Raw genomic sequence first — 14,168 nt, 5'->3', positions numbered from 1 at the left:
GTCCAGACCGGCATTCCCTCGACACGAACACCGATCCGGCCCCGGACACACCGCCCGCGCTCACACGAGCCGGCGCACTCCGGACCAGCCGCACACACTTGGCGCGGGGTGGAGCAGCCCGGTAGCTCGTCAGGCTCATAACCTGAAGGTCACAGGTTCAAATCCTGTCCCCGCAACCAAATCCCAATACCAAACAACCCGCCACGCTCACATGCGCGGCGGGTTTTTCTTTGGGATGCGGCCGATCGCGCTTGCGTGCGATCGCGCGGGAAGCGCTTCCGGAGCGGAGTGCCAGCAGGGGAGGGGGGGCTCGCGCGCGCCGTGCCAACGATCTCTCAAGCCCGAAACGTCAGCATGCGGCACTCCGCGACGATCGATCCCGGAAGTCGCCGTTCGGGGCCTTGCGGCCGGTGTTGGACTCAGAGGCACCTGGCTTTAAGATGGAACGGGGTACGCCGTTCTGCGGCGTAAGGGGGGATCGACGATGATGGCTGACGCGGGCGGCACCGCCGACCTCGATCGGGGCTGAAGACCGCGGTTTGCGAGTTTCCGCTCCCGACAAGCAACCGGACAGAACAGAGCTCTGGCGCGCATTGCGGCTGCCTCGTCTTGTCCTGCTCGCTATCTCACTCGCCGCCTTGGCCCCCGTCCCGGCGGGCGCCTTCGACCTGTTCGGTCTGTTCGGCAGCGAACCGGAGCCGCCCGCGCCCAGTCCCGCGGCCCTGCCATACGCGCTGCGGATCACCGGTACCGACGATTCCGACGTGCTTCGGGCGTTGCAGGACACCGCGACCCTCTACCGTCTGCGCCAGGAGCCGCCACCCGATGGCGAAGGCCTGCTGCGCCGGGCCGAGACCGACCGCGCCAAGCTCGCCGACGTTCTCTCGGGCTACGGCTACTACCAAGGAACGGTGACGGTCTGGGTCGACGGCGTGCCGGCGGCGGGCGCGTCGCTGGCCGCGGTCAGGGCCGCCGAGACCTGGCGCAATCGCGGCCTGGTCCCGGTCCGGATCGCGGTCGATCTCGGGCCGCTCTATCGTGTGCGCCGGATCGAGGCTCGCGACCTAGCGGGACATGCCTTCCCGGATATCATTCTGCCGCCGCGCATCACCCGCGTCGATGCGGATGTGCCCGCCCGCTCCGCCACGGTGCTGGCCCGCGAGGCGCAGATCGTCGACCACTTCCGCGCGCAGGGCCACCCCTTCGCCAAGGTCGTCGCCCGCGATCCGGTGGTCGACGACTCCGCCCATGTGATGGACGTGACCTTCACGGTCGATCCCGGGCCCGTGGCCAGACTCGGCGCGGTCGCGGTGAGGGGCGCCCCCGGCATCGATCCGGCCACGATCCGCTCCTTCATCTATGCCGAGCCGGGCGATCCGTATTCGCCCCAGGCGGTGGCGGCGATTCGGCGGTCGGTCGCCCGGATCGAGGGGGTCGGCGGCGTGCGCGTCCGCGAAGGTACGGCACTGGACGCGGACGGCAACCTGCCCCTGTTCGTCGAGGTCAGCGAGCGGGAGCGCAACCTCGTCGGCGTCTCGGCGCGATACTCGACCGTCGACGGCCCGGGGGTGCGCGCCTACTACGCCAACCGGAATCTGTTCGGCGGCGGCGAGACCTTCCGGCTCGATGCCGACATCTATTATCTGGGCCTCGGCAACGACCCGTTCGCCAACCAGCGCAAGGCTGCCGGCATCGGCACCAACGGTCTGGGCGGACGTCTCTCGGCGACCTACGTCCAGCCGGCGCTGTGGGGAACGCGCAACGACCTGCTGGCCAACGCCTTCGTCACCCGCGAGGTGCAGCAGAGCTACCTGGTGGATGGCGGCGGCGCCTCCGGGGCGATCCGGCACCGGTTTTCCGACACCTTCTCGGCACAGGTCGGCCTGGACGCCCAGTTCGGCCGCTCGAAGGACGCGCTCGGCACGGTCGATTACCGGCTGATCGGAGTTCCAGCCTCGATGACCTACGATTCTACCGACAGCCTCCTCGATCCGACCCGGGGCGTCCGGGCCATCGCATCGCTGGCGGTCTATCCCGGGGCGATCTCCTCGCCCGGCATCGTCGTCGCCAAGGCGCAGGGCTCCACCTACTACGCCCTCGACGACGAGGCCCGCACCATCCTGGCGGGCCGGATCGGCTTCGGCTCGGTCTCCGGTGCGCCCCTGGGGGATATCCCGGACAATTTCCGGTTCTTCGCAGGGGGCGGCGGCTCCGTGCGCGGATACCCGTACCGGACCCTCGGACCGATCGGTCCGTACAACCTGCCGATCGGCGGTCGCAGCCTGCTGGAAGCGTCTCTGGAAGCCCGCATCAAGGTCACCGACACGATCGGCGTGGTGCCGTTCTTCGATGCCGGCACCGCCTTCGCCTCGGCGACGCCGGATTTCGACGCGAAGATCCGGAAATCGGTCGGCATCGGCCTGCGCTACTACACGGGCATCGGCCCGATCCGTGCGGATCTCGCCTTTCCGCTCGACCCCTACAAAGGCGGGCACGTCCGCCCGGCCGTTCTGTATCTTAGCCTGGGGCAGGCGTTCTGAATGGAAAACCGGACCGGCCCGGCGCGGCGCGCCGCGAATCCGTCCCGCCGCGGCAGACAGGGAGCCGCCCTCGTCCTGATCTGCATGACCCTGCTACTGCCCTGGGCCGTCACGCGGACGCGCGCCGAAGAGGGCGACAGGTCGGTCCTGGGTAGCCTCCTGTCTCGGGCGCTCTCGACACCGTCGTCGCGGGTGGCGATCGGGGCGGTGGACGGCGCCCTGTCCTCGGACGCCACCATCCGGGACGTGGCGCTGAGCGACCGCGACGGCGTCTGGCTGAAGCTCGACCGAGCCCGCATCGTCTGGCGCCGACTCGCCCTGCTGTCGGGACGGCTCGAGGTCGAGAGCCTGGAGATCGGGCGTCTCGACATTCTGCGCCGCCCCGTCCCTGGGCCACCGCCGCCGGAGGCGAAGCCCGACGGCAAGCTGCTGCCCGACCTGCCGGTGAAGGTCGAGATCAAGAGCTTCAAGCTGGCGGAGTTGACGCTCGGCGAGGCCGTCGCCGGTCAACCCGCGCGGCTGTCCGCCGAAGGCCGGGCGCGGCTCGGCGCAGCCAGCGAGGGGCTCGACCTGCAGGCCAGGGCGCAGCGCCTCGATACGCCGGGCCGCTTCCTGCTGTCGCTCCTGTTCGTGCCGAACGGCGAGCGGCTCGAACTGAAGGCGAATCTCGTCGAGCCGGCGGGTGGGCTGCTCTCGAAGGCGGCCAACCTTCCCGGGACACCGCCGATCGACTTCGACCTGGCCGGGACAGGGACGCTCGACGCGTGGGCGGCCAAGCTCGATTTCGCGGCCGGCCCCGAGATCGGCGCCAGGGGTGGCGCGAAGATCTCCCGTATCGGCGCCGAGCGGCGCCTCGCCCTCGATCTCGCGGCGCGCATCGAAGGGCTGATGCCGGGTCCGGCAGCCGCGGTCTTCGCCGGCACCACCAAGCTGGACGGCGGCCTCGCCTTTGCGGATAGTGGCGCCTTCCGCATCGACCGGCTGGAACTGACCTCCCGCACGGCGCGTCTCGCGGCCGGCGGCAGCCTGAGCCCGGATCGCGTCGCCGACCTGACGCTCCAGGCCCGGGCGGTACCGACGGAGGGCGAGGTCACCCGGGCCGGCGAGGCCGAGATCGGCAAGCTGGTGTTCGACGGGAGCCTCAAGGGAAAGCTGAGCGCTCCCACGGTGCGGGGACGCCTCGACGCCGCCGGCCTGCACAGTCGTGAGTCCAGCCTCGACCGGATCGAGGCGAATCTCGGCATCACCCCCGAGGGCGAGCCCGCGACGCAGCGTTTCGCGATCACGGCGGACGGACGGGTGGAAGGGCTGAAGCTGTCCGACCCGGCCCTCCGCCGGGCGATCGGCAGCCGGGCGCAGGTGACGTTCCGGGCCGCCTCGGGGGCCGACGGCATCGTCGATGTCTCGACGCTGCGGCTCGAATCGGACACGGCGCGGGCCTCCTATGCCGGTCGGCTTGGACAGAACACCCTGACAGGGACACTGGATGCGGCGCTGCCCGACCTGTCCGTCTTCTCCGGCCTCGCCGGACAGGGCCTTGCCGGGAGCCTCGATGCCAAGGYGCGGCTCAGCGGCGACCCGGCCCGCAAGGCCCTCGCCGCCGACCTCGCCGTGACCGCCGGCGGCCTGGTCACCGGCAACCGCGCCGCCGACCGCACCCTCGGCCGCACCCCCACCCTGCAGGGGCGGATCTCTCAGTCCTTCGACGGCTACGGCTTCGAACACCTGCGCCTGGAGGGCGCGGGGCTCACCGCGACGCTGGAAGGACAGGCGACCGCGACCGCCGCGGACGTGACGGCTCGCCTCGACCTCAAAAGTCTCGCGGACCTCGACGGGCGGCTGACCGGGCGCGCGGGCGTCGAGGCCCGGCTGTCCGGCTCCATGGAACATCCGGACGTGACGGCGACCCTGACGGCGCCGGCCGCCACTGCAGATGGAAAGCCGATCCGGAACCTCCGCGCCGAGGCGGTCCTGCGTGACGCGATTCTCGCGCCGGACGGTACTATGCGGCTCGGCGGCGACGTGGCCGGCAATGCGCTCACCGGAGAGGCGCATCTCGCACGCATCGGAGGAGACTGGGTCCTCGACCGGCTCGGCCTCACCCTCGGCTCGGTGACCCTCGCCGGCCATGCGACAGTCGCGGCCGACACGTGGCTCTCGGCCGGATCGCTCACCGTGAAGGCCGGCGAGCTGGCCGATATAGCACCGCTGCTCCCGAACCCGGTCGCAGGCCGGCTCGACGGTTCCGTGACCCTGGCGCGCGACGGCGGGCGTCAGGACGCGGCCCTCCGCGCCACCGGAGCAGGTCTTCGCTACGGATCATCCGCTCTGTCGCGCCTCGACGCGGATCTGACGGGTCACGACCTGCGCGCCCACCCGGTCCTCGACGGGCGCATCGACGCCGAGCGGCTCGTCACCGCGGGGCAGCAGATCGACACACTCCGCCTGGCCGCCGCCGGCAGCCCGGCCTTCAGCGACGTGACCGTGACCGCCAAGGCCCGCGGCTTCAACCTCGATGCTGCCGCGCGGGTCGTCCCGGCGGACGAGACGCGCATCGAGATCCAGCGCCTGTCGGCGGCCCGGGGAAGCGATCGCTTCGCCCTCACCGGACCGGCGGCGCTGACCTTGCAGGATGGCGGCGCCGTGATCGACGGTCTGTCCATCGCGGCCGGCTCGGGCCGCGTCACGGTCGCGGGTCGGGCGGGACGCGATCTCGACCTGCGCGTCGCGATTCGCGCCCTGCCGCTGTCGCTCGCCCGGATCGCCGTGCCGGATCTCGGCCTGTCGGGCATCCTGGACGGCGAGGCGGACCTGCACGGGACGACGGCGCGCCCCGAGGGACACTATGCGCTGACCGTCACGAAGCTCGTGGCACCCCAGGTCCGACAGGCCGGCCTGCCGCCCATCGATGCCACCGCCAAGGGCACGCTCTCGGACGGGCAGGCGCGCCTGGACGGCCGGGTGACCGCCGGGCGCGGCGTCGCGCTGACGGTCTCGGGCGCGCTCCCCGTGGAGGCCGGCGGTCCGTTGGATCTCCGCGCCCGCGGAATCCTCGACGCGGCACTCGCCAATTCTCTCCTGAGCGCCGGCGGCCAGAGCGTCGCCGGAAAGGTCGCCGTCGACGGGGGCGTCACCGGCACTCTGGCGGCGCCGCGGGCGGAGGGCTCGGCGGTCCTGACCGGCGGCAGCTTCAACGATCCCCTGAACGGCATCCGCCTCACTGCGATCGAGGGCCGCGTCACTGGCCGCGGCGACAGCGTCGTGGTGGAACGGCTGACCGCGGCGACCCGCAACGGCGGCCGGGTCTCGGTCACGGGTCGCGTCGCCCTCGAGCCCGATTTCCCAGGGAATTTCCACGTCACCGCCGAGAAGGCCGAACTCGTATCGAGCCCGCTGATGACGGCCGTGTCCGGCGTCGATCTCACCCTGTCCGGCCCCCTGGCACGCACCCCGCGGATCGCGGGCCGGATCGATGTCGTGTCCATCGACGTCGCCGTTCCGGACCGGCTGCCGGCCACGGTCCGGCCGCTTCCGGGCGTGCGCCACGTCAACACGCCGCCGGATGCGCGAGCGCGCCTCGCCCAGCAGGCCGAACGGAAGGCTGCGACCCGTCCCGGACGGCGGCCGAAAAAGCCGCCGGTGCCGTTCGACGCCATCCTGGACGTGGCGATCAACGCGCCGAGCCGCATCTTCGTACGCGGCCGTGGCATCGATGCCGAACTCGGCGGCGCGCTTCGGGTCACGGGAACCTCCGCGGCGCCGAATGCCGTCGGCGCCTTCTCGATGCGGCGGGGGCAATTCGAACTCGTCGGTCAGCGTCTGGACTTCAGCCGCGGACGCCTGACCTTCGCGGGCAGCCTGACCACGCCGGAACTCGACTTCGCCGCCGAAACCAAGGCCGCGGATGTGACCGCTCGGGTGGCGGTGTCCGGTCCCGCCGACGCACCGCAATTCGCCCTGACCTCGGATCCGGTCCTCCCGCAGGACGAGATCCTCGCGCGTCTGCTGTTCAAGAAGGCGGCCGGTGGTCTTTCTCCGTTTCAGGCCCTGCAGCTCGCCCAGGCGATCGCGCAGCTCTCCGGGGGCTCGGCCGGGCCGGACATGTTCGAGCAGGCGCGCAAGGGCCTCGGCCTGGACAGCCTGGATGTCTCCACCGGAGCGAGCGGCGGCCCCGCGCTCGGCGCCTCGCGCTACATTTCGGATCGCGTCAGCGTCGGTGTGAAAGCCGGAGCGAAGCCCGCCGACACGGCCGTTGGCGTCGACTTCGACGTGACCCGCCGGATCAAGCTGAAGGGCGAGGCCGGGAGCGACGGCCGAACCAGTCTCGGGGTCGGCGCCGAGTACGAGTGGTAGCCCGCGAAGACCGGGGCACCCGCGTGCGACAGTGCCGCGACGCCGCGGGATCGACACGCGAGGTCAATGGTTTAGGTTCGGCTTAGACGGCCGCAACGGCCGCGGATCGGGCGGGAAACATCAGGGGCGATGGACGAGCTTTTCGAGACGGACGACGATCCGCCGGTTCCGGAGGGCGGCCTCCTCCGAATGCTGCCCATCATCAACAAGCGGGGCCTGCATGCCCGCGCATCGGCGAAATTCGTGCAGACCGTGGAGCGCTACGACTCAGCCGTGACGGTGACCCGGGCCGGGGAGACTGTCGGTGGACGCTCGATCATGGGGTTGCTGACCCTGGGTGCCGCCATGGGCACGCGCATCGCCGTCACCGCCGTAGGCCCGGATGCCGAGACGTGCCTCGACGCCATCGAGGCGCTGCTGGCGAACCGCTTCGGCGAGGACGAGTAGCGCGGCTCAAGTCAGACGGCCTTGCCCGGCCAGGTGCACAGATCAGAGACCAGGCAGCCGAGGCAGGCAGGCTTCCGGGCCGTGCACGTGTCGCGCCCGTGCCGGAACAGCCAAACATGGGCGCCGTCCTTGAAGCGCTCGGGCACGGTCCGGGCGAGACCATCCGCCACGGCATCCACCGTGAGCCCGGAGGACAGCGGGATCCGGTTCGAGACGCGGAACACGTGCGTGTCGACCGCAATCACCGGCTCGTGGAAGGCGAAATTCGCCGTCACCTCGGCACTCTTGCGACCGATTCCGGGGAGGCGGCGCATCTCTGCCGCGCTGCGCGGGACGGTGCCGCCGTGGTCGGTGATCAGGGCCGCCGAGAGCCTGACGATGTTGCGCGCCTTCGACGGCCCGAGCCCGACCGGCCGGATGATCGCGATGATCCGCGCTTCGCCGAGGTCCAGCATCCCGGCGGGATCCCGGACCACGGCGAACAGCGCGTCCGCGACGCGGGAGACGGTCGGTCCGGTGGACTGGGCCGACAACAGCACGGTCACGAGGAGGCGAAACGGATCGGTGTCGTCGAACCCGGCCTTCGGGTCCGGGTCCGCGGCCTCGAGTCGGGCGAGCACAGCCGTCACGCGATCGACATCGCCCGGCGTCGAGGACGCGGATCGCGAGACGGCCCTCCGGCGCGGAGCGGGTCGTACGCCGTGCGGGGTGTCGCGGGTCATGGGCGCCAGCTAGGATTCGTCCGGACCGGCCGACAGCCGCGCGGCGCGCGGCGGATTGACCGATCAGGCCCGCGCCCGCCGCCAGGGCACCGCGGCGGGACCGACGCCCAGATGGAGCGTGCCGGCGACGATGGCGCCAGCTCGGCGCAGGAACTCGACCCGCAACGCGCCGCGGCGGGCGAACAGCCGGGTGACTACGCGGACGAGCGACGCCTCCGCCGGATCGGCGATGATCGGCCGGGCGGCAGTCCGGGCGTCAAGGGCCAGGAAGGTCTCCACCGCGTCGCGGACGGCAGCCGGTTCGGTCACGGAGAGGATCTCGGACGCGGCCGCCTCCCAGCCCGCCGGCCGCACACCGATCAGGTCGCCGGCCGGGACCGGCCGGGGCCGCATCGCGCGGCCCGCGGCCGGGATCGGGGTGCGTGGGGCGGGATCCGCCACGGCCCCGGTCTCACCGACGAGCCGGATCGGGCGACGCAGCGCCCCGAGCCGCGTCCGCAGCGCCCGGTCGACGGCCTCCGCGGCCGCGCTCTCCACCAGCGCGGCGGCTTCCGGTTCCGCGGGCTGCCAGGGACGCGCCCGGCCGCCCCAGACCGGGTGCGGCATCGCGAGCGGGACGACGCCGCGCAGCGCCTCGCGACCGCTCTCGGCATCCCGGCTCCAGGCGAGGGCCACGGCGACCCGGTGCCCGGCCGGGCGGTGCTGGGCCAGCGGCAAGAGGTGATCGGGATCGCGCAGCGGATCGCTCACGGCGTTGCGCACCAGCAGGGCACGCCAAGCCGTCGCCGCCGCTGCATCGACGGTGACGGGCCGGTGGAGATCCACCCGCCAGGTCTCGGCCGGACGCAAGGTCTCGGGATCCCATCCGGCCGCTGGAACCGGCCGGTCGGACAGGCCCCCCTGTATCACGGTGAAGCGTGGCACCATCGCGTGTCCTGCCTGTCGACGATCCGTCCCGATCCGGGACGATCCGGCGCCTCGGAGACGCCCCTCGGGTCGATGGCTTCAAGGATGGTGCCGGGCCGGTCGCGCCTCAGGGGCCTGGGATCGCCAGGGGGTTGTCGGTGAGCGCGGCGGCGTCCGGCGCATCGACCCGGGGGCGTCCGAGGAAGGCATCCCAGAGCTGGCGGACGAAGGCCGGATCGAGGTCGCGCAGGATCAGCACGAGCCGTGAGGTGTGGTCGGGATCCGGCCAGGCGGGCAGGGTGAGGGGAGCGTGGAACACGTGCTGCACGCCGTGGACCACGATGGGGTGATCCGGGTCATCCGCGAGCGCCACGAGACCCTTGAGCCGCAGCAGCTTCGGACCATGGCCCGAGCGCAGGAGATCCATGAACATCTCGAAGGCCGGGCGCGGCACGGGCGCCGCGCTGGTCAGGCAGATCGCCTGGATCGACGAATCGTGCCGGTTCACGTCATCCTGATGATCACGCTCCAGCGCCGCGTCGCCGAGCCAGGACCGCACGTCGGCCCCCTTGCCGTCGAGGCCGAACAGGCCGCCGAGCAGGGTCTCGGCGGGCGCATCCGGCGCGACGATCGGGGCAGCCGGGTTGAGCACCGCCAAGCGCGCCCGGAGTCCGGCAGCGTCACCCGCGAGATCGGCCTTGGTCAGGACGATCCGATCGGCGACCGCGACCTGGCGCAGGGCCTCCGGATGGGCGTCGAGGGTCGCGGCGCCGGTCAACGCATCCACCACCGTGACCATCGCCTGGAGCCGGTAGCGCAGCACGAGATAGGGGTGGTAGATCAGGGCGTGCAGGATAGGCGCCGGATCGGCGAGACCGGTGGTTTCGATGATCACGCGGCGGAACGGCCGGATCCGACCGTTGTCGCGCTTGCGCAGCAGATCCTCGAGGGTCGCGATCAAGTCGCCCCGCACCGTGCAGCACAGGCAGCCGGCGCCGAGGAGGATCATGTCCTCGTCGACGGTCTCGATCAGCAGGTGATCCAGGCCGATCTCGCCGAACTCGTTGACGATCACCACCGTGTCGGCGAGCGCGGGGTCGCGCAGCAACCGGTTCAGCAGCGTCGTCTTGCCGGCCCCCAGGAAGCCGGTAAGCACGGTCAGCGGGATGGGCTCCGGGCGGCGTGGGTCCGGCGAGGGGGTGGGGATCTCTGGCATGAGCGGCGAAGTGGGGTGCCGGGGCGACCGCGGCAACGCGTGCGGCTCGCCGGCACCCGCGCGGGCCTACTCGTCCGCCGCGGCCTTCTTGGCCGGGGCTTTCCGGGCCGCTGCCTTCGGGTCGGGCTTGGCCTCCGCCTTGACGTGCGTCTTGGCCTGGGCCGGCTTGTGGGCGGTCGCCTTCGGCGCGGGCTTGGTGAGGCCTTTCCCGGGCTTGGCTTCCGGCATCGTAGGCGTCTCGTCGGCCGTGTAGGCGCTCGCGTTCCGCGGCACGCCATGCCCCGGCTTCGCGGCGACCCTCGGCGCGGTCGTGGCGGCGGCCTTCGCGGCCTGCAGCCGTTCGAGGCGCGCCTCGCGGGCCTGCTTGGCCGCCTCGAGCGCGGCCGCGCGCTTGGCCTTCGCGGCCTCGAGCCTGGCGGCGCGGGTGTTGGCAGCCGCGGTCTTCTGCTCGGCTTCCTGGGCGTCAAGGATCTGCTGGCCTTCCGCCGGATTGCGGCCGATCCACACGGCGATCGGCTGGAGCGGCGCCCGCGCCGGCAGGGACCGGGCGCGCAGGGCCGGATTGGAGAAGGCGGCCAGCGCCAGCGCCGGCGAGTTGGCGGCCGAGCCGCCGATCAGCTGCGCCGCGGAGCCGGGGGCGCTCAGCGCGCCCGCACCGTCCTCGATGGCCGGAGGCTTCTTGCCGCCGCACACGAAGGGGCGCATGTCCGGGGGGGCGGGCAGCGCCGAGGCCGGCAGCGCATCCAGGGTCGGGCTGGTCCAGCCGGCACTCTGGGAGAAGGCGTAGTCGAACAGGTCCGCGGTCTTCACGTCGCGCTCGCGCGGGCTCGGCTGCCCCATCACGATGGTGATGATCCGCCGGCCGTTGCGCGTGGCGGTCGCCACGACATTGAAGCCGCCCGAGCAGATGAAGCCGGTCTTCATCCCATCGGTACCGGGATAGCGCCCGAGGAGGCCGTTGTGGTTCGCCATCACGGCGCGGCCGAACTGGATCGCCGAGATCGAGAACAGGTCGTGGGAATCCGGAAAGTCACGGATCAGCGCCCGGGCCAGCACCGCCATGTCGCGGGCCGAGGTCCACTGGCGCGGGTCGGGCAAGCCGTTGGGATTGTACCAGCGGCTGTCGTGCATGCCGATCCGCTGCGCAGTCTCGTTCATCATCGCGGCGAAGTTGTCGATCGAGCCGCCGAGGGTCTCGCCGATCGCGTAGGCGATGTCGTTCGCCGACTTGACCATGATGATCTTGAGGGCGTTGTCGAGGGTGAGCTGCGTCCCAGGCTTGAAGCCCATCTTCGAGGGCGGCTCGGCGGCGGCCGCTGCCGAGAGGGTGATCATCGAATCGAGCGAGACCTTGCCCTGCCGCACGAGATCCAGGGCGACGTAGGTGGTCATCAGCTTGGTGATCGAGGCCGGATACCAGGGATCGGTCGGCGCCTGCGCGTAGATGACCTTGCCCGAATCCACGTCCGCCACGAGGATCGGCACCGTCACGGCGTTCGCAGCGCCGATCCCGACCAGGCTCGCCCCGAGCAGACCTGTCAGCGCCGCAAACCCGACGGTGAGGCGTCGGTAGAGTGAAGAGGACATTCGAGCCCGACTCGTCAGAGGATCGCCTGGGCCGGCGCCGTGGAGCGTCGGTCTTCCGGCCAGCCAGCCGGATATCGGCGCAATCCCGACGGCCGAGGGCGGTCGCCGGACTGCATCTCGGCATGAACGAGCCCACCGTGGCAAGAGCAAGGCGAGATCGCACCGCGGGTCTGCACGGCGCGGTTGTCGATGGCCTGCGGGCTCGGCACGGATTAAGTGCGAACCCGGGCGCGCGGGGCGGGTCGCGCAGCAGCGGACTGGGACGGTTGTGACGTACGCGGTCAAGGAGATTTTCCACACCCTCCAGGGCGAGGGCGCCCAGGCGGGACGCGCGGCCGTGTTCTGCCGCTTCGCGGGATGCAACCTCTGGTCTGGGCGCGAGGCCGACCGCGCGGCGGCGGCCTGCCGGTTCTGCGACACCGACTTCGTCGGGATGGACGGGGAGGGCGGTGGACGCTTCGCCGACGCCGCCATCCTCGCCGGCGCGATCGCGGCCGCCTGGGAAGGCGGTAGCGAGAACCACTACGTCGTCTTCACCGGCGGCGAGCCGCTCCTCCAGCTTGACACGCTCCTGATCGAGGCCGTGCACGCGGCCGGGTTCGAGATCGCGATCGAGACGAACGGCACGCTCCCGGCTCCGCCTGGGATCGACTGGATCTGCGTCAGTCCGAAGGGACGCAACGCCCTGGCGCAGACGTCAGGCCACGAACTCAAACTTGTCTACCCGCAGGTGGATGCCGATCCCGCGGATTTCGTCGGTCTCGCCTTCCAGCACCGCTTCCTCCAGCCTATGGACGGGCCGGACCGCATCGCCAACACCGAGGCTGCGATCGGCTATTGCCGCCACGATGCCCGCTGGCGCCTGTCTCTGCAGACGCACAAGATGATCGGCATCCCTTGAACAGATCAGCGCAAGACGGGCCGGACTGATCGGCAGCGCTCTTTCCTTCTCGCGAAGAATCGGAAACGATCACGTACGTGGTTCGGAATCGGAACGCGGCCGTTGAGCTTCGAGGAATCTTCATCGGACGGGCGATTCGTCATCCCGACGCCGCCGACCCTGTCGGACGGTGCGTATGACGGGATCTGGCCGGTCGATCCCGATCCGCACCTGACGGGCCTCGCCGGTCGTCAGCTGTGGTACTTCCGCGACGGGACCCCGGTTGCGGCCGAGGTTGCCGGAATCCGGATCGACACGGACGACGCCCGGATCGTCCAGCTCGGCATCCGGCGGGACGGCCGCGCCCATCCCTACCCAGCGCTCTTCGCGCATRCACCGGAGACCGGTGAACCATTGCGGAGTCCGGCAGAGGCCGAGACACCGACGCCGCTCGACATCGACCGCGACAGCCACAGCGAGCGTCCATTGCCGAGCGGCGTGCCGGTGCTCGCGCGGGCCGGTCGCCCCGCCGGCCTCTATCTGTTTCAGGAAAACCTGGGCACTCTGGACGTCTGGGACGGCCGGACATTCGTCCCCCTCGGGCGGATGCCCGCCGCGACGTCGGGATCGCACCTGGCGGCAGCCGCCGCGGGCATCGCCTACACAACCGCCGACGCGCTGGTCTCCGCCCCCCTGCCGCAGGTCGGCCCGCAGCTCGCGTTCGGAAGGGCCAACCTGCCGCGCCTGCGCTTCCTCTCCGCCCCATGCTGGCACGGCGCTGAACTCCGCGCGCTGGCCGAACGCGACGGACGCCTCGTGCTGTGTCGGGGCACGATCGCCTCGGACGCCCTCGCGCTGCAGGATCTCGGCCAGCCCTCGTCCGGAGACCGCTTCTCCGGTCCATGGATCAACCGTCTCGGCGACGGGTTCTGGACCGGTCACGGCGGGTTCGTCGTGAACCGGGCCGACGACCAGGCCGCTTTCGTCGGCTGGCCGTCCGGCTTCGTTCCGATCGCCGCCCAGAATCCCTGGCAGGATTATGCCGAGCGCCATCACCAGCTCGGGATGTTGGAGGGCGGCTACCATCTCGCCGCCTTGGCGTCCGATCCGGCGATCCGCCGGCTCGATGGACCGCGCCTCGCCGCCGGGCACGTCGCCTACTGGGRCACGGACCGTTTTGACCTGCCGTGGCAGGCGCCCGCCGAGACGCTCAGTCTCGGTCCGCATGCGGGCGCCCTGCTCGTGCCGCTTCTGGCGTTGCCGCGCGATACCATCCTGCTCGCCCTCCCCATCGCCGGCCCACGAGCCGGCTTCCTAAGGGGCGCCTCTCTCCCGGAGCCGGTGACCGGGCACGTTCTCCACCACGCCCATGGGGCAGGCCTTCACGGGCTCCCGATCAGCCTCGACGTCTCGGCCCTCGGCGACGCCCAGGCGCTCCTGCACGATGGGGCGCTGCTTCTCTGGACCCGCTCCGGGCGCCGCTGCCACGCCCTTCGCGTGCGGACGGCATGAGGGCG

9 protein-coding genes and 1 tRNA gene are annotated in these 14,168 nt (G+C 71.5%); 6 read left to right on the top strand and 4 right to left on the bottom strand.

Going from position 1 to position 14,168, the window contains the following annotated elements; all coding sequences use genetic code 11:
- Positions 1-102: 102 nt before the first annotated feature.
- The 4 genes from ACXJKQ_RS06645 to ACXJKQ_RS06630 all read left to right on the top strand — a co-directional run bounded on the left by ACXJKQ_RS06645 (position 103) and on the right by ACXJKQ_RS06630 (position 7,340).
- Positions 103-179: transfer RNA gene (locus ACXJKQ_RS06645), tRNA-Met, on the top strand.
- A 459-nt stretch (positions 180-638) separates the two neighbouring features.
- Positions 639-2,540 carry an autotransporter assembly complex protein TamA gene (locus tag ACXJKQ_RS06640; protein ID WP_457104972.1) on the top strand — a complete coding sequence of 634 codons (1,902 nt, stop codon included), beginning with the start codon at positions 639-641 and terminating at the stop codon, positions 2,538-2,540.
- Positions 2,541-6,893 (top strand): translocation/assembly module TamB domain-containing protein, encoded by a 4,353-nt coding sequence (locus tag ACXJKQ_RS06635; protein WP_457104971.1) that lies wholly within the window; start codon positions 2,541-2,543, stop codon positions 6,891-6,893.
- A gap of 129 nt (positions 6,894-7,022) precedes the next feature.
- Positions 7,023-7,340, top strand: a complete 318-nt coding sequence (locus tag ACXJKQ_RS06630) for an HPr family phosphocarrier protein (RefSeq protein ID WP_457104970.1) — start codon at positions 7,023-7,025, stop codon at positions 7,338-7,340.
- 11 nt (positions 7,341-7,351) lie between these two features.
- Here the strand turns inward: ACXJKQ_RS06630 and ACXJKQ_RS06625 are convergent, their stop codons facing one another.
- The 4 genes from ACXJKQ_RS06625 to ACXJKQ_RS06610 all read right to left on the bottom strand — a co-directional run bounded on the left by ACXJKQ_RS06625 (position 7,352) and on the right by ACXJKQ_RS06610 (position 11,771).
- Positions 7,352-7,969, bottom strand: a complete 618-nt coding sequence (locus ACXJKQ_RS06625) for an endonuclease III domain-containing protein (protein WP_457104969.1) — start codon at positions 7,967-7,969, stop codon at positions 7,352-7,354.
- Positions 7,970-8,125: 156 nt separating this feature from the next.
- Complete coding sequence (locus tag ACXJKQ_RS06620; RefSeq protein ID WP_457104968.1) at positions 8,126-8,989, bottom strand: hypothetical protein; 864 nt, start codon at positions 8,987-8,989, stop codon at positions 8,126-8,128.
- A 106-nt stretch (positions 8,990-9,095) separates the two neighbouring features.
- Complete coding sequence (locus ACXJKQ_RS06615; RefSeq protein ID WP_457104967.1) at positions 9,096-10,184, bottom strand: CobW family GTP-binding protein; 1,089 nt, start codon at positions 10,182-10,184, stop codon at positions 9,096-9,098.
- A gap of 66 nt (positions 10,185-10,250) precedes the next feature.
- The gene (locus tag ACXJKQ_RS06610) at positions 10,251-11,771 is read right to left on the bottom strand and encodes a D-alanyl-D-alanine carboxypeptidase family protein (protein WP_457104966.1); all 1,521 of its coding nucleotides are present in this window, start codon (positions 11,769-11,771) and stop codon (positions 10,251-10,253) included.
- A gap of 268 nt (positions 11,772-12,039) precedes the next feature.
- Here ACXJKQ_RS06610 and queE point away from each other — a divergent pair, with 268 nt between their 5' ends.
- Positions 12,040-12,672: a 7-carboxy-7-deazaguanine synthase gene (gene queE / locus ACXJKQ_RS06605; protein WP_457104965.1), complete on the top strand. Its 633-nt coding sequence runs from the start codon at positions 12,040-12,042 to the stop codon at positions 12,670-12,672.
- A 102-nt stretch (positions 12,673-12,774) separates the two neighbouring features.
- Positions 12,775-14,163, top strand: a complete 1,389-nt coding sequence (locus ACXJKQ_RS06600) for a hypothetical protein (RefSeq protein ID WP_457104964.1) — start codon at positions 12,775-12,777, stop codon at positions 14,161-14,163.
- Positions 14,164-14,168 lie beyond the last annotated feature (5 nt).

The sequence above is a fragment of the Methylobacterium sp. P5_C11 genome, assembly GCF_054049775.1.
Note: the sequence above shows the minus strand (reverse complement) of the source record. Positions and strands in the feature narration are given on the sequence as shown.